This is a genomic window from Paenibacillus sp. Soil766, assembly GCF_001428105.1.
Classification (GTDB): Bacteria; Bacillota; Bacilli; order Paenibacillales; family NBRC-103111; genus Paenibacillus_E.
The window spans coordinates 106552-127336 of record NZ_LMSJ01000009.1 but is presented as its reverse complement, the minus strand read 5'-3'; the positions used below and the strand labels follow the sequence as shown (position 1 = coordinate 127336).

The 20785-nt window shown below is 45.4% G+C and carries 20 protein-coding genes and 1 other annotated feature; of the genes, 2 read left to right on the top strand and 18 right to left on the bottom strand.

The window, feature by feature from the left end:
* Positions 1–22: 22 nt before the first annotated feature.
* From ASG89_RS08140 to ASG89_RS08095, 11 genes are all read right to left on the bottom strand, one after another.
* Positions 23–631 carry a class I SAM-dependent methyltransferase gene (locus ASG89_RS08140; protein WP_057310095.1) on the bottom strand — a complete coding sequence of 203 codons (609 nt, stop codon included), beginning with the start codon at positions 629–631 and terminating at the stop codon, positions 23–25.
* 170 nt (positions 632–801) lie between these two features.
* Positions 802–1509 (bottom strand): DNA alkylation repair protein, encoded by a 708-nt coding sequence (locus ASG89_RS08135; RefSeq protein ID WP_057310094.1) that lies wholly within the window; start codon positions 1507–1509, stop codon positions 802–804.
* 99 nt (positions 1510–1608) lie between these two features.
* Complete coding sequence (locus ASG89_RS08130) at positions 1609–2085, bottom strand: MarR family winged helix-turn-helix transcriptional regulator (RefSeq protein WP_057310093.1); 477 nt, start codon at positions 2083–2085, stop codon at positions 1609–1611.
* 12 nt (positions 2086–2097) lie between these two features.
* Positions 2098–2871 (bottom strand): pirin family protein, encoded by a 774-nt coding sequence (locus ASG89_RS08125; RefSeq protein WP_057310092.1) that lies wholly within the window; start codon positions 2869–2871, stop codon positions 2098–2100.
* A gap of 248 nt (positions 2872–3119) precedes the next feature.
* Positions 3120–4256 (bottom strand): NAD(P)H-dependent flavin oxidoreductase, encoded by a 1137-nt coding sequence (locus ASG89_RS08120; protein ID WP_235549661.1) that lies wholly within the window; start codon positions 4254–4256, stop codon positions 3120–3122.
* Entirely contained in the window at positions 4222–4455 is a 234-nt protein-coding gene (locus ASG89_RS08115; RefSeq protein WP_057310091.1) for a tautomerase family protein, read from the bottom strand. Before ASG89_RS08115 ends, ASG89_RS08120 begins: the two co-directional genes overlap by 35 nt.
* 82 nt (positions 4456–4537) lie before the next feature.
* Entirely contained in the window at positions 4538–5080 is a 543-nt protein-coding gene (locus ASG89_RS08110; protein ID WP_057310090.1) for an NAD(P)H-dependent oxidoreductase, read from the bottom strand.
* 46 nt (positions 5081–5126) lie between these two features.
* Positions 5127–5459 carry an NIPSNAP family protein gene (locus ASG89_RS08105; protein WP_057310089.1) on the bottom strand — a complete coding sequence of 111 codons (333 nt, stop codon included), beginning with the start codon at positions 5457–5459 and terminating at the stop codon, positions 5127–5129.
* Positions 5460–5505: 46 nt separating this feature from the next.
* Complete coding sequence (locus ASG89_RS38185; RefSeq protein WP_268795598.1) at positions 5506–5970, bottom strand: SDR family NAD(P)-dependent oxidoreductase; 465 nt, start codon at positions 5968–5970, stop codon at positions 5506–5508.
* Positions 5971–5990: 20 nt separating this feature from the next.
* A complete protein-coding gene (locus tag ASG89_RS38180; protein ID WP_268795597.1) occupies positions 5991–6251 on the bottom strand; it encodes an SDR family NAD(P)-dependent oxidoreductase in 261 nt (86 codons plus the stop codon).
* Between the two features lie 76 nt (positions 6252–6327).
* Entirely contained in the window at positions 6328–6906 is a 579-nt protein-coding gene (locus ASG89_RS08095; protein WP_057310088.1) for a TetR/AcrR family transcriptional regulator, read from the bottom strand.
* Positions 6907–7087: 181 nt separating this feature from the next.
* On the opposite strand from ASG89_RS08095, the gene ASG89_RS08090 reads away from it, so the two are divergent.
* Positions 7088–8182, top strand: coding sequence for a phosphodiester glycosidase family protein (locus ASG89_RS08090; protein WP_057310087.1), 1095 nt, complete (start codon positions 7088–7090; stop codon positions 8180–8182).
* Between the two features lie 61 nt (positions 8183–8243).
* On the opposite strand, the gene ASG89_RS08085 is transcribed toward ASG89_RS08090, so the two are convergent.
* The 3 genes from ASG89_RS08085 to ASG89_RS08075 all read right to left on the bottom strand — a co-directional run bounded on the left by ASG89_RS08085 (position 8244) and on the right by ASG89_RS08075 (position 13228).
* Positions 8244–8687: a cell wall hydrolase gene (locus ASG89_RS08085; RefSeq protein WP_057310086.1), complete on the bottom strand. Its 444-nt coding sequence runs from the start codon at positions 8685–8687 to the stop codon at positions 8244–8246.
* A gap of 62 nt (positions 8688–8749) precedes the next feature.
* The gene (gene ileS, locus ASG89_RS08080) at positions 8750–11833 is read right to left on the bottom strand and encodes an isoleucine--tRNA ligase (protein WP_057310085.1); all 3084 of its coding nucleotides are present in this window, start codon (positions 11831–11833) and stop codon (positions 8750–8752) included.
* Positions 11834–11916: 83 nt separating this feature from the next.
* Positions 11917–12172 (bottom strand) — a binding site (T-box leader).
* A 54-nt stretch (positions 12173–12226) separates the two neighbouring features.
* Positions 12227–13228: a glycoside hydrolase family 130 protein gene (locus ASG89_RS08075; RefSeq protein ID WP_082592879.1), complete on the bottom strand. Its 1002-nt coding sequence runs from the start codon at positions 13226–13228 to the stop codon at positions 12227–12229.
* A 108-nt stretch (positions 13229–13336) separates the two neighbouring features.
* Between ASG89_RS08075 and ASG89_RS08070 the strand changes: the two genes are divergently transcribed.
* Entirely contained in the window at positions 13337–14197 is an 861-nt protein-coding gene (locus tag ASG89_RS08070; RefSeq protein ID WP_057310083.1) for a helix-turn-helix transcriptional regulator, read from the top strand.
* A gap of 125 nt (positions 14198–14322) precedes the next feature.
* On the opposite strand, the gene ASG89_RS08065 is transcribed toward ASG89_RS08070, so the two are convergent.
* From ASG89_RS08065 to ASG89_RS08050, 4 genes are read right to left on the bottom strand one after another with little or no spacing between them, the layout of a single operon-like run.
* Positions 14323–15534 (bottom strand): VWA domain-containing protein, encoded by a 1212-nt coding sequence (locus ASG89_RS08065; RefSeq protein WP_057310082.1) that lies wholly within the window; start codon positions 15532–15534, stop codon positions 14323–14325.
* Between the two features lie 3 nt (positions 15535–15537).
* Entirely contained in the window at positions 15538–17904 is a 2367-nt protein-coding gene (locus ASG89_RS08060) for a DUF5682 family protein (RefSeq protein WP_057310081.1), read from the bottom strand.
* On the bottom strand, positions 17862–18953 hold the full coding sequence (locus ASG89_RS08055; protein ID WP_057310118.1) for an ATP-binding protein: 1092 nt from the start codon (positions 18951–18953) through the stop codon (positions 17862–17864). The genes ASG89_RS08060 and ASG89_RS08055 overlap by 43 nt, the downstream gene beginning before the upstream one ends.
* Positions 18929–20767, bottom strand: a complete 1839-nt coding sequence (locus ASG89_RS08050; RefSeq protein ID WP_057310080.1) for a HEAT repeat domain-containing protein — start codon at positions 20765–20767, stop codon at positions 18929–18931. The genes ASG89_RS08055 and ASG89_RS08050 overlap by 25 nt, the downstream gene beginning before the upstream one ends.
* Positions 20768–20785 lie beyond the last annotated feature (18 nt).

Here is a 20785-nt window from a genome sequence, read left to right as displayed (position 1 = left end):
AGAATCAAATCCACTCGACGTTTTACTCCAATGGTTTGTCCCATGAAAGACTATATCGGTAGTAGAAACGTCGTCGAACCTTTGCCCCTGGAAGTATCTCCTGTGCCATGTGGCGAATCTCCCTGATGGTTTCTTTTGGTGCAGCAATTCGAACTTTAGGGTTGCTTACCCCACCGTGAAGTCGATCCAGGATACGGATAGGAAGCAGCAGTAGTCCAGAGAATAGCAAATCCATTAGTGACTTGTCATCGGCTAAGCCTATGATGAGAAGTCGACCGCCGGGTGCGAGAACTTGGTGCATGTGAAGCAGTGCGCTTCTCAAATCCATATGATGCAAAGTCGCGACAGAGATTACCGTTGCAAATCGTTCCTCATGGATTGGGACTGGGTAAGTAAGGAAATCGCCGTTCATAAGCGCCACATTCGAAATCGCAGCAAGTCGCCTTTGTGCAAGCTCAAGGGCTGTAGGATCGGGGTCGATCCCAATCACTTGTGATGCGAATGGCGCGAGTCGTTGAAGTAGTAATCCGTCACCACACCCAATGTCAAGTACGCGTCCTCCGCGTAGCTTAGCGTCTGCAACTAACTCATCGTGAAATGCCGTATTGTGATTCCAATAGTTGTCGTCCATTACGAATGTCACTCTCCTATACGATCGTCAGTGGGCACATCTAACACCCTTGGGATTGGTAAATCTTCCTTTTATATTAGACGATGAAATGGTTATTCTGTTCAAAAAATAAAATAAGCCCGTGATATACACGGACTTATTTCTACGAATTATACAATTGTGCTATAGGATTAACACCTTACATGCTTGCGTTTGAATCCAATCCGGCCTTTTTCTACGTCTTTTTGGATGTTATCCAAAGCGCTTAGAAATTTACTTTTCGTCTTGTCCTGTTTGACTTCAACGGGACCTACAGCTTTGGCAATTTCAATCGCCTTTTCATGCAGCGGCGTATACGATACCCCTACAGTGTAGATAAAATTATTCATCGCATATTTAGCTCGTTCGGGTGCAGCATGAATCGTAGTTACTACCAATTCGAGCATATTAGATATCTTACTTTCGTCAAATTCAGCGTCTTTGCGATTCCCCAATAGCCAACAGTAGCAACTCCACCCCGCTGACATTCTCAATTCCTCACCACTGGCGATCCAAGTATCCGCAACTTCCTGCGCAATGCCTGACTCCGACAACGTTACAGCAACGACATAGTCAGACAGCATATAGAAATATGCTGCATCGATCCAACGATCATAATCTGCTGCCGTCATTGCTTTGGGATCTGCAATGATGCCGGCAAAGTACATCGCATCGTAGTTCCCTGTTGCGTAAAGTTCTTCCGCTAACGGTTGGTTGATTTTGATTTGCTTTACTAACGGTTTCATCGCACCTGTTGCTACGCCAAATACCGGCTCGTGAGCACCATTCGACACATACATTTTCTTCATTCGTTCCTTGCCGAGAGCTTCAAGTTCATGCATGACTACTTCTGCGTTCATGATGGATGTTGTTATAATGACACCTCCCCTACTCATCATTTATGTTGTTATCATAACCATTCTTTATGCATTGAGCAAGGCAAGCTTAGGAGTCAGAAGTTACTCACCATTATCCGCCTGATCATGTTGCGCATTCTTAATCCCGTACCCAATCTTCTTCAGCAACTCAATAAGTTGGAGCTTTTCCTCATCCGTAACATAAGACAAATTGTTGGAAATGGTTTGCACATGCGTGGGGAAAATCGTATCGAAGTAGTTACGTCCAGCTTCAGTTAAGGCCACATTCGTTTTACGTCGATCTCCAGGAATCGGCAGTCGTACCACGAACTCCTTCTTTTCCAACTTATCAACCACATACGTGATACTCCCACTTGGGATTGCGAAGGTATCACTTATTTTCTGAATAGGGTGCGGCCCTTTATTGTAGAGAAACTCAAGAATCTGAAAAGTTTCCCTACTGAGACCATAGCTGTCAATGTCGCGTTCTAAGCTTCCATACAGTACAGTTACCATGTTTTTTAGTACGCGTGTAAGCCTTAAATCAAGTGCCTTACCCTCAGCGTCGCGTTCAATCATTCTTCAACCACCTTATCTAGCTTTGTTATACAAAGGATAATCGACTTGAATAGGAACTTCAATTAGAAATATTCGAAGTGTCTCTCCATCCGCACGAATGATGATATCCTCCTCTTGGTCCGTTTGAGCGATAGCAAAGTCTTTATTCACAAAATGGACGGGCTCTTGTCCCTGTATGATAAAGGAACCACCGCTGCCTCTAATCGAAAGTCCGGCAAGTGTGCGGTTCGGTAATAGCCGGTGAACGTAGGACGCACCTGCATTAATTTCAATGTCAAACATACGTGCATCACTAAAGAGTTTACGGACAGGCGATCCTTCACCCAGAATGGTCTTCACCTTAACGCCATCCTGGTCTGTCTGAGGGAATTCCTCGGACTTGTATAGTGAATAGGTTGGCTCTCGCCGTACAGCTTCATTCAAGTAAGGCTCAAGCCAAATTTGAAAGCTTTCAAAGCCCGCTTCGACGCTCTCAGCATGATGCATTCCTGATCCTGCTTGCATGAGTTGAATATCTCCAGGCTGCAGTGTGCTTTCCGTTCCGAGCGTGTCTCGGTGAAAGCCTTGACCGGTGATGCCATAAGATAGAATCTCGAACCCTTGGTGAGGATGAAACCCAATCCCTCCTGCTGCTTCTGCATGTCCCCATGCCCAATAGAATAACGGACCTAGTCTAACCGTAACTGCCCCTTGGCCCGAGAATCCTAATGGTTTCTGAGCCATTATTTTGCCTCCGTCGAATTCTTCTCTCCCCTGATGTTCTGGTCCTAGTATTTGAATATTCATAGGAATATCTCCTTGTCTGATAGGATGTATATTTAGCGAATAAAATATCCTAATATTATTTCATCTAATAATATTAAATATATTACTATTGCAGTTGCCAGTCAACAGTTAAAAATAAGCAGGAATAACTCCCAAAGAGGATCCCTGCTTAATTGAGTCCGCTCGTATTTACCTGGATAAATTCTGACATGTGAAAAAAAAGAAACCTGCCACTTGGGCAGATTTCCTGTAAAGGTACGTTTGCAACCTTATGAGTTTTTAATTTGGGTGAGAATCGCTTGAGCCTGCTGGATGGTTTCCTCCACGATGCTCTCAGCACTTTGGCCAGCTGTAATCAAACGCAAGCCTTGCCCTGACCACAAAGACATATAATCGGTATTATCTTGTTTAGCCGCCGCATTACGAATATCTCTTGTCGCTGTATTTTGAGTCGGAAATGGAAGTGGTTGTATCCCATTCCCATCCCAGACTTTTATAAATTCGTTCGCAATACCTCTGGCAGGACGCCCCGAAAATACATTTGTGATCACTGTACTCTCCTCGGTACTAGCAAGCAGTTTATGTTGATACGCGATATGAGCTCCCGATTCGATCGAAGTCAAGAATCGCGTCCCCATCTGAATCCCTTGTGCCCCGAGTACCAACGCGGCGACCAGTCCGCGACCATCCATAATCCCTCCCGCTGCAATAACGGGAACTTGAACATGCGCGACGATTTGCGGCACTAGCGCCATTGTGCCTATGTTTGCGCCCATAGGTCGATTGGTAATGTCAAATGTCCCGCGGTGCCCTCCAGCTTCACTTCCCTGAGCCACTATCGCGTCACATCCGGCTTGTTCAGCAAGAATGGCTTCATCGACGGTTGTCACCATCGTCACAATTCGAATCCCAGCCGCTTTAGCTGCCTCTGTCATGTGAGGTGAAAGTACTCCGAAAGCCGTAGAGATCACCGGCACTCGTTCTTCTAACAGAACGGCGAATTGTTGCTCAAAATGATCAGGTGTCTTCACCTCTTCTGCCACAACCTGGGGAATGCCGAGTTTAGCTCTCATCACATTCAGTTCCTGTTGAACTTCCGGTGTTCTCGCATTGTCATCATGAGCCTGAGTAACGAATAAATTAACGCCGAATGGAGCGTTCGTTAACTTACGAATGTCTCGAATAGCTGTACGGATCGCTTCAGGTTCCATATAGGCCGCTCCGAGGGTCCCCAACCCGCCTGCGTTGGATACAGCTGCTGTCATGCTAACGGTTCCAGGTCCTCCTGCCATACCGGCTAGGAAGAGGGGATAACGAATTTCAAATATGCGGCAAAGTGCTGTATTCAGATTAATGATCTTCTGCCTCCTATCACTTGTGAGAGGATCGCTGATTGCGGTATTCAAGTGCTGGTAATCCGCCCCATCCCCAATTGTCCAATTCGACTTCCTCAATAATAACATGAGTTGATTCTAATGGCTTGTTGAGCACGTTAAGAAGAAGTTCGCTGACACCTTTAATAATCGCTGCCTTTTCTTCTGCCGTAACAGACTGATGTTCCGGCGTGCTTCCCTCACGGGTTACTTTAATCGTAACGACTGGCATAGATAATGACCTCCTTGAAATTGTTAGCCACAACATGTATCTATCTACTAAAAGGTAAAATAAAGTTACTTTGCGACAACACTCATTGGTTTACAAGAGAAGGCTTTACAGTTTGCAGATGATGAATGTAGTCCTTCGCGCTTTGTGCTAACCGCTCATCGGTAACTGTTGAAGTATCGTTTAATGCAAAATGAGGCAGATAGGAAGCGCTGATAAATTGGGCAAGTGCTTCCATCGGGCGTAATATTTCCTGAAGTGTATAACGATTAGAACCTGTAGGTTGATAAGAAGCATCCGTGCCATATGTTGAAATCGCTACTCCGATTTGTTTGCCTGCTGTTTTACTGCCATCTGGACCATAAGCCCAGCCATATTGCAGAACGGTAACAAACCACTTTTTAAGTAAGGATGGCGTACTGTACCAATAGAGCGGATATTGGAAAATAACCCGATCATGTGCTTCAATTAGCTTCTGTTCTTTGGCAACATCAATGTTTTCATCTGGATACTCTTTATATAATTGATGAATTGTGACATCACCTTGTTCTTGTAAGGCTTCAAGCCAAGCTTTATTCCAGGTGGATTGCTCGATATTCGGATGAGTGATGATGACTAATGTTTTCATAGTAAGTTTGCTCCATTTCTAATTATATTATTATGTTGTGGACAGCTTACTGTCCTGTTTTATTTGTTCTCGAAAAGGCTGCGTTTTTCATAAATATACTTTCCTGATTGTTAAGCAAAGGCCCATACATTTCTGAAATCCGTTTCACTTCAATCCATTCTGGATCGTTTCGGAAACGTTCGTAATTTAGATTGCGACTTTCCATATTGTCATGCTCAACATAATAGAGCCGGTTATTTAATTCATGGATGGCTTCCCAATAATGCGTAATCTTCATGCCATGTTTCGAAAATAAATCGATCACATGATCTCTGAATCTCTCATGAAGAGCCTGCATTTTGCCAGGATTAACATGATAAATTCGCAGTTCATACAACATGTTTCTCACCTCCTTACTTAAGTTGTACTTGCTAAAAATGATATGCTTACCATTGACCAGCGTTTTGACCACCATCGACATGTAGAATTTCTCCGGTTACGAAGTTTGCGGACTCCAAATACACAATCGAGTCAACAATATCTTGCACTTCACCCATTCGACCCACAGGATGAACTTTCGATAAGAAATCATAGGACTCAACCGCATGCATAGGCGTTCTAATTACCCCAGGCGCAACTGCATTCACCCGAATGCCTTTGTCTGCATACTCAATCGCTAGAGATTTCGTTGCCGTGTTCAAGCCACCTTTGGATAACGCGGCAAGTACAGCTGGTACAGATTTGAGCGGCTGTTCCGCGACTCCACTTGCTGTAATGTTAACGATATGGCCTGAGCCATTCTTCATCATTTCGATCAGTGCCCGCTGGGTTACATGGAAGAATCCTGTCATATTACTAGACATCACTGAGCTGAAATCCTCATCTGTGTAATCCGTAAACGGTTTTGATATAAAGATACCGGCATTATTCTCTAGGGTGTCGTGTCGATTCTCCCAAAACGGGAAAGTCCTTCCTGGATTAAACGCTCAGCAACTTGGGGATCTGAAATATCGCCAATAACATAGGCCACTCGTGCACCTGTAGAATCGATTTCTCTTGCAACCTCTTCCAGCGCATGTTCACGGCGGCCACTAATGACGACGAATGCTCCTTGTTTCGCAAGTCTAGCAACTGCCTTTCCAATACCACTACTTGCACCTGTAATGACGACTACCTTATTTTGAAAACTCATATTTACATCTCTTCTATAGTTGATATTCTACCTACTAAAAGGTAGGTATGACTCGAAAAATAATCCGCCTTCTTTTTCAAGCTAAAGCGGATATTAAGCCTTCTGTTATCTTTTCATACTTGCTTATATCATGAAAACTTCTTGACAATAATTGTGCACCTTGAAGCGCAGCCAGAAATTGGTGAGCTTGAACATCCGCGGCGCCTTCAAAACTCAATTGTCCTTCACGCCGCCCCTCATCTAACACGCGTTCCAACCAAGCTAGATTGGCTGTGAAAAACTGTGATAACCCGACCTGCACTTTGCCTGATAATGTAGCCAAGTCAGTCGATAGCATGACACTTAGACAAGCGCAATAATCTTGAACAGGTCCACTATAGAGTAAGATGAATTTGCGTAACTTCTCTAGATTGTTCGGTATCTCGGCATCGATTCCAGCAACAAATTGTTGGAAATTTCTGAGATAACGTTTAATCAGAGCTTCTCCCAAATCCTCCTTATTCGGGAAGTAGTAATGAATACTGGCATTTCGTATGCCTACTTTTTCCGCAATATGCGAATAACTGAATCCGTTAAACCCATACTGCTGAACTATCGCTTGCGCAGTGTCTAGAATAAGTTCTGACGTGTTTTTGTTGTTGTTGGTTTTGGTCATGTCGTTATTCTACCTTTTAGTAGGTAGTGTGTCAACTCCTATTTATTTGCAGGATTGGTTCTATTTACACCACTGAAAATCGTGGATTTTAAGCTTATGTTCATCTTTGCTAGAGGTTCCTTATGTATACTTAGAACTATGCGCCGTGTACAAATTTTCTAGAAAGTAGGCACTTACTATCATGAAGCTAGCGGGAATTAATTACAAACAAGAGCAAAGCGTGAGCTGGCTAAAACGTTCCTTATTCATTTGTATGATATTTGTATTTCTATCTGTAAGCTTTCTGTTCTTAACCCCACCAGGATCGAAAATCCGCCTGTTCCTTGCGGACACTTTTATTGCTACCCAGCATCGGGAGTGGGCATGGATTTTTGTAGGTGTGAAGAAGCGAGATGAAATGATTCATGATGTCATGCAAATGAGTGAAAATAACTCGATTGAGAAGCAGGATTTGAATGCGATCACGATACAGAAACAGGATGGGAAGATTATTGATGTCGAAGATATCGCTGGACGCGGCTGGGTCGGCAAAAAAATGGTTGTATATGATCCTAGAGCAATTCGAGTAGTTGTTCCAAGTAAAGTAGGTCAAGGCGAAACAATTAGTTCAATGGTGAAGCGTACAGGAGCACTTGCAGGTGTAAATGGTGGAGGTTTCGACGACCCTCAAGGATTGGGCAACGGCTTTGCTCCTATTGGGGTTATTATGTCTGGAGGTAAGATTTTGTATACGAGCGTAGATGGCACTGTACCTCAACAAGTCGTCGCGTTTGACCATACAGGTAAATTAATTATTGGAAAATACTCGATTGATGAGCTATTAGCCTTGCATGTAACTGACGCCGTTTCTTTCTATCCGCGCATCATTGCGAATGGCAAAGCACTCCCCATCGTCGGTGATGGTCTTAACCCGCGGACAGCCATTGGGCAACGCGCAGATGGTGTTATCATTATGATCGTCATTGATGGACGTCAGTCCAAAAGTATTGGCGCTTCTTTAAAAGATGTTCAAGACCTTTTATTGAAAGAAGGTTGTGTTAATGCCGGTTTCTTAGACGGAGGTGCTTCCTCTGAAATGGTCGTCGGAAGCGATCTAGTTACGCATCCATCCAGCCGTTATGGCGAAAGAAGACTGCCTTCTGGGCTCCTTATTTTTGAACATCCGGATCAGGTTGATGTGGCGAATATTTGGGAAGGTGTGACCGACATTGATCCTGGTGGTGCTTATGATAATCCAGGTTATCTGGCGGAACAAAATCAATTAAATAATAAGTAAAACAAGTAAAGAGCTGTCCATGGGCAGCTCTTTCTTCATATGGAACGATTTTGTTGTAATCTTAAAACGTATTGTAGACATTTTGACATTCTTTGGGTGTTGGCTCATAAAAACAGTGCTTCTTGTAGCGGCCTGCTTTCGGCTGATTATACCAGGTATCCGGACATGGTCCAGGATTATCGAACGTTCCCGGCCGAAAATACCAAAGTGAAAATTTAGCTGGCCAAATCCGCTCTCCATTTACAGCTCTTTGTGCTAGGCGACGCTCTCTTTCTCTTGCGTTCTGATAGTACAAACCGTGCTGCAACGCTTCAAATGCATGCGGTTGATTGATCATTTGGGGAATTGTTCGGAGATTTTTGAAATCAGAGCAATTCGCTCTTATTCGATTAATCCCAACATTGCCAACAAGAAGCATACCGTTTTCGCCTTCGGTTTCAGCTTCAGCTCGAAGCAACCTTGCCAACATATCGATATCCTGCTTTCTAGCTTTTACGACTGCCATTCGCTCACCTCAATTGAGTATATGTCTAGACCCATCATATTGTAGGTGAAGTGGAAATGTTACTATTCCATGATAAGTAAACGGAACGTGCCTTCCCCATACGATACGGTTTCCATATTGGATTCCGCAGCATATCGAACACTTTTCAATAATACATGTTCTTGTAAAATGTGGTCAAATCGTTCTAAAGCAGCTAGTAATTGTACATCAACATCTAGAACAAGATCGATGCGTTTTTCGATCGGAAGTCTTATCTTTTTGCGGTAATCTTGAATAGCTCGAATGACCTCTCTAACTAACCCTTCCTGTTCTAACTCTTCCGTCATGATTGTGTTTAAGGCAACCGTCATTTGGTAACCCGATGCTGAGGAGTAACCTTCATTCGCTTGTTTCTCAATAAGTAAATCCTCGAGCAAGATATGCAGGTTTTCCCCATCGAGCTTCGTATCCAGGAAGCCATTGTCAATCACAGCTTTTGCCTCTACCGCAGATAGCTGCTTTAACAGAGCTTGCACCGGTCCCACTAATTTGCCGAACTTTTTACCTGCTGCTTTCAAGTTTAACTTAAGCGTGAAACGAACGAAGCTGACATCACTAGACACGATTTGGATCGATTTCACATTGATCTCATCTTGGATGATATCTTCGAATCCTCCAATGTTACACTCACTATCAAACGAAACGAATAACTCCGATAGCGGCATCCGTGTCTTAATTCCCGTTTCATTTCGAATATTGCGGGCCAATTCCACGATTTGCCTTACGGATTCCATCTCTTTCTCTAACGATACATCGTGTAATGTCTCATCCAATTTCGGATAATCGGTCAGATGTACACTCCCCTTGCCTCCCAAATTCGCATATAGATCATCCGCAATTAGCGGAGTATAAGGAGCAATCATTTGTGATAGTGTTAGCAAAACATGACGTAAAGTTTGATAAGCTGCAATTTTATCATCTGTCCATTCACTTCCCCAGAACCGATCTCGCGAACGTCTGATATACCAATTGCTAAGTTCATCTACGAAAGCTTCAATTTGCTTCGCGGGGTTCAAGAAATCGTTGACTTCTAGTCCTTTTACTACATGGTGCAAGGTGCTGTTTAACCTAGACATAATCCATCGATCTAACACATTCACGGAGGTTATCTGCGGATAGTCTTCTGGTTCATACTGATCTATTTGTGCATACAACGCATAGAAAGCATGTGTGTTGTTGATCGTATCAATAACTTTAGATTTTGCCTCGGCGACAATTTGCTTAGAGAATTTCTTGCTGCTCCAAGGTGCACTATCAGATAGCAACGCCCATCGGAACGCATCTGTCCCAAATTCGTTAATGATTTCCCACGGATCAATCCCGTTGCCCTTACTCTTAGACATTTTCTGTCCATTCTCATCCAGTACATGCCCCGTCGATAATACGGCTTTATAAGGGATTTGCCCATTATAAAGGGTTGAGACCGCCAGCAAGCTGAAAAACCAGCCGCGCGTCTGATCAATCCCCTCGCAGATCATATCCGCGGGATACTGCTCTTGAAACTGTTCCTTGTGTTCAAATGGTTGATGGTATTGGGCAAATGGCATGGAGCCGCTATCGAACCAGACGTCAATGACTTCTGAGGTTCTATGCATGGTACCACCGCAAGCGCAGCGCAGCTTCACTTGATCCACGTAAGGCTTATGCAATTCAAGATTTCCCTCTATCGGATCGGTCGCTCGATCACGAAGATCCTTATGACTGTGAGGTGCATATTCCTCATTGCAATCCTCGCAAATCCAAACATTCAGCGGAGTACCCCAATAGCGATTTCTACTGATATTCCAATCAACGAGTTCTTCTAAGAATTTCCCGAACCGACCTTCTTGCAGATGAGAAGGATACCAAGTGATTGTGCTATTGTTCGCGATTAGCTGATCTTTAATTACTGTTGTTTGGATGAACCAACTCTCGGTCGCGTAATAGAGAAGCGGTGATTTACAGCGCCAGCAAAATGGATAACTATGCTCATAACGTTCCTTGCTAAACAACAGACCACGTTCAGATAAGTTTTTTACGATATCGATATCACAATCCTTCACAAAACGACCGGCAAAATCTGAAATCTGATCCACGTAACGACCTTTCGCATCAACAACATGCACGAAATCCAATTCATGCTGGCGTACTGTGCGATAATCATCTTCACCATGAGCTGGCGCAATATGGACGATCCCCGTGCCACTGCTGTCGCTAACATAGTCAGCGTCTACGATGATATGACCTTTCGTCACATCTACATAACCAAAAGGTGCCACATAAGGTGTTCCCACAAATTCAGATCCTTTATGCATGGATAGGAGCTCATACTCCCCTTTGATGACCCTATCAACAAGGTTGCTTGCTACAATGTAAACTTCACCATGTTGTTTGACTTTGACATAGTCCACATTTTTATTTACAGCTAAAGCAACATTGGCAGGCAATGTCCATGGTGTCGTCGTCCATGCAAGAAAATGTTCATCTGCGTTCTTATTTGTGAATTTCACAGTAGCACTCAAATCTTTCACATCTTCATAGCCTTGAGCTACTTCGTGTGAGCTGAGTGTTGTTTGACAATCAGGACAGTACGGGCTTACGCGATGCCCTTTGTACAACAGTCCTTTCGTATGAATGGTAGATAAAATGTGCCAAACACTTTCGATATAATCATTAGTTAGTGTGACATAAGGGTTCTCCATATCCGTCCAGTAAGCAATCGCTTCGGTCATGTCACGCCACTGCTTCTCATATTCGAAAACGCTGCGCTTACACGCTTCCACGAACTTGGCAACCCCATAGGATTCAATTTCTTGTTTGCCAGAAATACCAAGCTTTTTCTCTACGCCAAGCTCGACAGGAAGTCCATGTGTATCCCAACCCGCTTTGCGTATGACACGGTAGCCTGCCATAGTTTTGTAGCGACCGATGAAATCTTTGATCACACGTCCCAATACATGTCCGATATGCGGTTCACCGTTCGCAGTTGGGGGGCCTTCATAGAAAACAAAGTTGGGTTGACCCTCCCTGTTTTCAATTGATTTACGGAAAGTATCATTACGTTTCCACTGTTCAAGAACTCGGAGTTCTCGCGTCCTTGCCTTTTCTTTCACATCCACTTTTCTCATAGGTCTCATCCTCTCATTTCATCCCACTTAACGTTCGTTCCTTGACGAAAAGGTTCATTGAAAAACACAAAAAATCTCGTCCCATAAGGGACGAGATTCATCTCGCGATACCACCCTAGTTCCGTAGGGATTATGATTACCATAATCCTACGACACCTCTAACTACGTACCATCATACGCATCCTTAGTAACGGCTGGAACCCGGGTCAGCTTACTCACCTACTTCAGCTTTCCTTCTCGGAGAGGATTTTCTACGAAGTCTTGAACATTGGCTCTCAGCGTGTGCCAACTCTCTGTGGAACAAGGGCTTCCTATACTCTTTCTCGTCAATGAATTTGTTCGAACATTCAGTTAACTCATTCTTACATCTTCATCAACAAATGTCAACAGGCGCTATTTATTTCCTTCCAAACATAACTTCACCAAATCATCCACATGTGCAGTTGCCAAACATTCAACGGTATCTGCTGCTCCATAATAGATTTTCACTTCACCATCATCTTCTAGAATCATACCACCTGGGAAAATGACATCATTCCGGAAGCCGCCATCCGTTTCATAGCTAACTTCGGGTGCTAGTAATGGCTCCTTATACAGTCCGATAACCTTCTTCGGGTTATCCAAATCAAGCAGCATAATACCTGCGGTATAGCGCTTTTTCCACGTCGACTCCCAGCCATTTTTACCACGGTTTGGATCGATATCAACGGCATGGATCGTCGTTAGCCATCCCTTGGATGTACGAATTGGAGGTGCGGCAGGACCAATTTTATCATTCGCATACGGCACATGCTCAACACCTAGGACGAGATCCGTTTCTCCCCAGTATTTAAGATCAGGCGATTGTGAAAGCCAAATGTCAAATTGATCTTTCCCACGACTGTAAACTGGGAAAGGACGTTCCAGACGAACATAATTGCCATTAATTTTCTCAGGAAACAGTACCATATTCCGGTTGTCAGGTGCTGACATGGACAAAATATCAAACTTATCAAAGTCATCCGTTACCGCTATCCCACCTCGAACACCGTGGCGCGTATCTACTGCGAAGCACATGTAAACCCGACCGTCCATCACGGTCAGTCGAGGGTCATAAACGCGTGTGATTTCCTCATCATACAGCTTCCAACATGGTTTCGACTGTACATCCCAATGTATGCCGTCTTTGCTGTAGGCAAGGCCTAGATCTGTCGTATGCGATGGCTCTAACGTTTGATCTTTCACGGAGCCGTGGTCATTACGGAACACCATGATATATTGGCCTTGGAATTTGGTAACACCTGCATTGAATGTAAGCGCTGTAGGATAGGGCACGGAATCTGCCGTTAGGATGGGATTAGCAGGATGTCTTGTAATAACAGAACTTGACGTTAATGAACCAATGGTTAATGTCATGAGAGTTCCTCCTTCAATCTTATCTATCAATAGGTTACAATAGGTGTGCTTACTATACCTATCAATCCTTGAACAAACCTCTCATTTCTTGAATAGGCTGTGATTCTCATGACATTTCCCATCAATAAGCAGTTATCGGATTATCCCAATATCGGTGCATTTCCATTTCATCTTTCCATTAATCGGGTTGATCAGCATTTTCCCAGCCATCGTCATGATTTCCTGGAGTTCTCTTTGGTTGTTGAGGGTTATGGATATGAAACTGTTAACGGGCAAGTCCATCCCATGCAACCAGGAACCTTTACCCTATTGCTTCCTTATCAAGTGCATGAAATCACTGCGAACCCAGGTTGTCCACTCATTCTGTTCAACTGTATGTTTGGCTTAGAGCTGCTTGGGGATCCTGCAGAGCGCTTGCTCCTCTCGGATCATAATCCTTTCCTCACACATTATGACTTGAATGCTGAACAATGTGAGCTCGTCAGACAGAAACTGCATGGCATGCTGCGTGAATATGAACAATCCACTGATATTTGGCAGGCTCTACTCTTAAAAGGAGAACTCCAACGCATACTGGCATTTCTTCACAGGCTTCATCCGAGCCGCTCAGAAGATCAGCCGAATGTATCTGAATTGCCATCAAAAACCGCATTGCCATGGGCAATATTACGTTACATTCATACTCGCTATCGTGACCCGCTCACGTTGGAGTTGATCGGCGCCCATTTCCATTGTCATCCATCGAGGGTGACGCAAATCTTATCCCAACATCTTGGTGTGACCTTCGTAACCTTGCTTCAGGAAACTCGGATCCGACACGCCTGTAGTTTGTTAGCTACAACCGAAATGAAGGTAACGGATATCGCGTTTGAAGTCGGTTATGAATCGTTCGCTAGCTTTAGTCGTAATTTCCTTAAGCTTGTGGAGATTTCACCGACCATGTATAGGGCTTCTATGCGGGGCAGTTGAAGGTCGCAGAAATAGAAATAACCGACTGAGTTGATGCTCGGTCGGTTATTTTTTGCGCGTGTCGGAAATACATGGGAATTTCTCAACTCTCCTGTGCGCCTAATGAATAAATGGATTTAATTTTACTACTTCTGCCCCTGCTTCACGCGTTCAGCAAGCATTGCAAGGTCTTGCCCTTTCAAGGCGCCCTCAATCAACTCAGGCAGCTTATCTGGTGAACAGCCAAAACATGGAATGCCATGCTGAGCCAGCTTTTTCGCAACAACATCGTCGTAGGAAGGAACACCTTGGTCTGTTAAAGCAAGTAAACAGATTGTTTTCACACCAGATTGGTGCATGTCGATCAATCTTTGTATCATCTCAGTACGGTTGCCGCCTTCATAGAGATCCGAGACCAGGATAAACAACGTTTTCTTCGGCTCTGCTATAAAAGAAGAGCAATAAGCAAGGGATTTGTTAATATCCGTCCCCCCGCCAAGCTGAATCCCAAACAACATGTCAACGGGATCCGTTGCACATTGTTCACTTAAATCCACAACCTCTGTGTCAAAAGCCACCACACGCGTATCCAACGCAGGCATACTGGCGAAGATCGAACCAATTATAGAAGCATAAATGACTGAGCCCGCCATGGAACCGCTCTGGTCGATATCTAGGATGACTGTCCACTCCTTACTCCGCCTTGCGCGGTCGAAGAAATATACCTTATCTGGCAGCAAGAGTCCCCTCTCTTGGTTGTAGTTCTTCAAATTCTTGCGGATGGTTGTGTTCCAGTCCAAACCCGAAGCAGATGGGAGTGGTGAATGCTGTCTCCGGTTGAGCGCACCAGTAACAGCGCGTCGTAAATCCTGTGAAAGTCGTTTCACGATTTCATCGACAACCGCTTTTACGAGTTGTCTCGCAGTATCTTTCGTTTTCTCTGGTATTTTGCCTTTGAGCGCCATTAATGTCGCGACCATCTGAATGTCCGGCTTTACTTGAGAAAGCAGTTCCGGCTCAAAGAGCAACTGCTTCAATCCCTTGCGCTCGATAGCATCTGACTGAATGACAGAAACGACATCTGGAGGGAAAAAGGTACGGATATCGCCAAGCCACTTGGCAAGCTTGGGTGACGATGGCCCTAGTCCGGCTGCTTTACGTGAATTGCCGGTCTGGTAGGCATCCTCTGCGATGGCTCCGCCCGTGTCATCATAAATGGCTGCGAGTGCTTCATCCATTAGACGAGACTCTTCGTCGAGCATAACTTCTCCTGCGCCGTACGACTGCAGCTTCTCTTCGGAAGCTGCGCCCAATATCAAGCGCCAACGTTTCATTTGCTCTTGATTGATCATTGTCATAGGCTACAAATCCCCAAAATCAAATTCATTGAGCTCATCCAGCTTCTCCTTCTCTTCCTCACTTAAAGGTTGCTGTAAAGCAGCACCTGCTGTATCTGCACCTACACCCCAAATATCTCCCATCATTTCAGCCACTGCCGCCTTCTCTCTAGGCTCGAATGAGCTGAAAGCTCGGCGCAGAAAGACAAGCGAGCGATGGAAGGCGTCCTTCTCTAACGAACCGATATACCTATCTAGTTGTTGCCACAGTGTCACTCTTGATAATAGGGCATATCGGTTACGCATGGACATCCCTTCGAACCATCCTGCACCTAAATCGACGGGAATCCCAGGAGACAGTCGGCGCGAAACCTCCCGTTCGACCTGTTCATCCGCGATCTCATTACGTTCAAGCAGTATAGCGAAGGCGAAGCCTGACAACTTCGCATTCCGATCATCACGTGAAGCCAAATCCTGCAGTTTGTTGATCCATAACCCGTCATCGACTTGGTTATAATGTTCTTGAGCAACGGTATGGAGCGACTGAATCCCCCGCACCATGCCCCCAGCAGCATCATCGTTGCAGCCAGAAGCATCGACAAGCAATAGCGTTCCCCGAAGGAACAGCTGCTGGAGCAGCGGAACTAACGTTTCTGTTTCAATGCGGCGAATAGATCCATATCGGATCAGAACGGATAGTTCATAAGCTGCGCCAGCTATCTGTTCAAAGTTGCCCGCGTCAATGGCAAGACCTTGCAGCGTGGTTATAGCTTGATCCATGAGCTCAGTTAAATTACAGTCGCAGGCAATACGAATCATGTGTGAAGCTTCCGCGATGTCTGCGCACGCCTCAAGCTTCTCCTTAAGTACGAAAGCTGCTGCCAGCTCGATGGTCTCTCCCTTTAAGGTGGACTCCACCGCCTGAATTTCGGCTTCTGGCGTCCAACGAAGCACCCAATTCTCTGCCCAGGAAGCTGAGGATTGATGGACACGTTCCTTCCTGGCAAACTGAATACCTAGCAGTTCCAATCGCTGTAGAAGAACAGAACGCTTTAAGTCCAGATACGCTGCTTCCTCAGACTTCACTCTTCGGTTTTCCCGCAAGTCCAGCTCTAGCGTCGTGGCTACCGCTGTTTTGTACTTATCAAGCTTAAGTCTCTTAAGCTCTCTATTCAGATCGTCTTGAATTGGCGTTTGACTAACGCCTTCGGGTAAACGACCAATGGCCGTGCCAACATCAGTTCTTGCCAATGCCTCAGCAATCGTCGAAAGCTCGCCAAAACCAAGGCATACGATCGCCGCGTCGCGCAAATCTTTCCAGGTCGGTAAGTTCCCGTCATGCATGGAGGCAAGCGCCTCTGCAAGCCTTACAGCCTCGATAAGCGATGCGGTAGACCGATAAGTGCCATTAGCTCGTAGATAAGCCGCTACTTGTGAGAAATAAAGTGCAGGCAGCTTGTGAAGATCTCCGCTTTGCAGACACTGCCAAAACAGTTCATAATACGCAGGAGCCTGATTCCCAGCACCATATCCAGAATGCGAAGACAGCTTATAGTACGAGTAAGGCATCAGCGTCAGTTTTGTTGTTGTTTGTGGCAAACCTTTTAACTCTTCATCCGTCATTGCTGGGGCTTGTAAATTCATCGCTGAGGCGTGATGTGCACCAGTGACGACAACAATTTTATCCGGGGCATGACCATCCGCTATGGCATCTTGAATTTTACGCCTCATATATGCTTCCCGGATTTCATTGTATGCTGTTTCTTGTGGGGCAAGCTGCATCTCCTGCCTTGAAGTAAGCTCACGCATTTGCACAGAAAACTGATGAATACTTTGCCGATACGCATCTTTATTCAAATTATGTTCAAAATGCCGTTCCCAATACGCCTCATAGTCCGGCTCCTCGGACAGTTCAGCGATTCGTTGATATAGATTGCTTTGTTCCGTAGCATACATGGAAAAGTCTTCTCGCTCTTGCGATTGAGAATCCCTTACAGCTCGCTTAAGCTGCCGCTGTTCATATAACGCCAAAGCATGCACAGACGGTAAATCAATAAAAGCTGCTTGTGCCTGATTACGGCTTGCCCACACAAAGGCCTGATATTCCGGCGAATAATTGGCATACGGATATAAGAGTGTCCTTACCGGCAGCCCATCGGTGTAAGCTAATATGGCAATCGGCGGCACAACCCCATGTGATGACAATTCACGAATCAAATGACTTGCATCGCTAGGTCCTTCTATAAGTACAATCGTAGGCTTTATTTCTTCTAAAAAAGCTACAAGATGAAGCGCCCCTGCTGGCGATAGATGACGAATACCGAATACATGAAACCCCGGACTATTGTTTAATTGTTCATCTCCGAACACGCGAAGTACAGATTTCTCCATGTCGATCCCCGCTTTTTCATCACATTTTCAAGATATTCTTTCCATACGACGCGATCCTTCTCTTCGTCCTTGACAATCGCACCTTGGAGCCCTGCTGCGATATCTTCCTCACTGATGCGGCCGCTGCCAAAGCTTCCAGCAAGTGCCATACTGCCAGTCAGCAGTGAAATCGCTTCAGCTGTCGAGATAACCCCGCTCGGCCCTTTCACCTTCTCTTTGCCGTCAAGCGTCATCCCGCTTCTCAACTCGCGGAAAATCGTCACAACTTTCCGCACCGCCTCCTCGTCCGGAAGTGTCGCCTTCAGTTCATAGCTGGCCGAGATTTCGCTGACCCGCTTGCGAACAATCTCTACTTCCGTCTCGATCTCCGATGGTGACGGAAGCACAATGATGTTAAAGCGGCGCTTCAATGCCGCTGACATCTCATTCACGCCACGGTCACGCGTGTTGGCCGTCGCGATGATGGAGAAACCTCTGGACGCGAATAGCTCTCTACCCAATTCCGGAATCGATATGGTTTTCTCCGATAGAATCGAGATCAGAGCATCCTGTACCTCTGACGCGCAGCGAGAAATCTCTTCGAATCGTGCGATCTGGCCAGTTTCCATCGCGCGGAATATAGGGCTTTTAATAATCGCCTGATCAGAAGGTCCTTGGGCCAGCAGCATCGCATAATTCCATGAATATCGGATATGCTCCTCGCTCGTACCAGCTGTTCCTTGGATGACCTTGCCGGAATCCCCAGTTATTGCAGCTGTCAAATTCTCCGAAAGCCACGACTTCGCTGTCCCTGGCTCCCCAATTAACATCAAGGCTCGATCTGTTAATAACGTAGCGATGGCCATTTCAACTAATCTTTTATTCCCGATATATTTGGGTGTGATGGTTATCCCTTTCACTTGTCCGCCTGTTAGAAAAGTAAGCACGGCTTTCGGAGAGAGCTGCCAGCCAGCAGGTTTGGCATCCTGATCTAACGTTTTCAATGCCTCTAATTCTTCAATATACAGCCTCTCGGAGGGCAATCTTACGACATCTTGCTTTTGATCCATCCCCATAATCCCTGTCCCTTCTCTCCGTAGTTTGAACTAGCTCTCATTTCCTTCTCTGGATCTAACTCTGGCTTAGCCGCAATGGTATCAGCGATATCCAACAATTGACTTTTCATGCCCTGATAGGATAAGCCTTCTGCGAATTGTCGCAGTCTTTCCGCATAAGACTTAGGCAGCAGAGTAATCAGTAACAATTCTATACGATCCAAGTAGTAGAATTGCTTATTTCCGCCTTTCTCCAGAAGGTTCATGAGAAGTTGAGGTGCTTCTGGAGCGTTCTGACGGAATAAGATCAGCAAGGAATGCGATGTTTGCGAATGTGAAAACTTTTGATGATTTTCACACTTCTTAACGAGATAAGCTGTCACTTTCGGGTCTGTATCTTGAGCAAACCTGCATACCAGCTCTTCCTGATCTAATTGTATGAAGTGGTTCATCCATCTAGGATCCCATTGCGAAAGTTCGGAAGAAACTACAGCATCATTGGCATACAATTGTGCAGGCAACGATGGCGTCACCTCGAACAGAACACGAAGTACATCCTTGGCTGCTGATGATTTTTTGTCTTGGAGTTCATGGCAATATCGTTCATAAACATCCTCAGGAGGCAGTATTCGTAGTGCAGCTCGGAAGCTGTACGAAATGAACTTGCGGTTGTAAGCCTTATGCAACGAAACTGCGAAATGATTCGCCTCCGGCAGATCCAATTCAAGCAATAAATTCGCAGCAGCCTCCTGTAGGGCTTCCGTTTCTGGAACGATAAAGCCAGGCGTAGACAGCATTTGCTCTAATAGGCTAGCGACCTCAGGCATTCTTTTACCATGCAAACTGCGTAAATAGGCCATTAATTGTTGCGCGGATTCGACGACATTCGTCCGATGGTTAATGTGGTTAATCATCACAGCAGCATGATCAATAATGCTTCGTGTCAGCTCATTTGCTTCGCATAATTGGATCGGCTCAATAGCGATATCTTGATCCTTAGAATTGAGCGCTTTATATAAGCGAGCAATGGCTTCCTCTGTTCCAAGACGAGACAAGGCGAACAGTGCGGCTCTGCGGATCTCCTTTTTCTTATCATCAGCCTGTTCCAGAATGAAATCCGCTTGCTCAGGGAAGTCACTCATAAGCTCTATGGCCATAGAGCGGACTTCTGTCGATCCATCTTTGGCCGCTTGTAGAAGCAGTTCTAAGTCTGCTGCCGGTTGTAGACGATGAAGGAGCTCCAGCCGTCGGGCATCCCCTTTTCCACCGTCCAACTTGAATTGCTGCTTCAGAGCAGGAAGCGCTGCCGCGCCGAGTGCAGGTATTACCATATTTTGCAGAAAGTCTGGGATTTCCGCATAGCTGTCTTCCAGTGCAGCAACGGCCGCAGGTATTACGCGTAAATCATGATACAACTGCTCTTCGTGCCCACGACGCAGCTGCTCCATTCGTCCTTGCCCCTTTTGCGTCAACGCCTCAATCAGCGGATACACTTTGCGATAAGGAATCGTAGTGGGAGGTGTACGAGCAGTATCAACTGCCACTACAGAGGTGAGCTCATCTTGTGATTCCGTCTTCCCTTGTGTATACAGTACCGAGTTCAGTAGTGTACCCAGCTCCAACAGCTTCTCAGCGGAATTGCTTGTTCCCGATTCCAGAACTAAACCAACGGACTGTGCTATTCGCTTAAAAACCGGTGCTGATTCGCCCAGCTTGTTTAATTGGGGAAGTATTTTCTGCAAACGTAAATCGCCTGCCGCCATCCCGCTCCCTGCGATAAACAAACGCCTCACTTCATGCTGCAGCTCAAATAATATGGCTATACTCATGGAATCGTCTCCTAATTC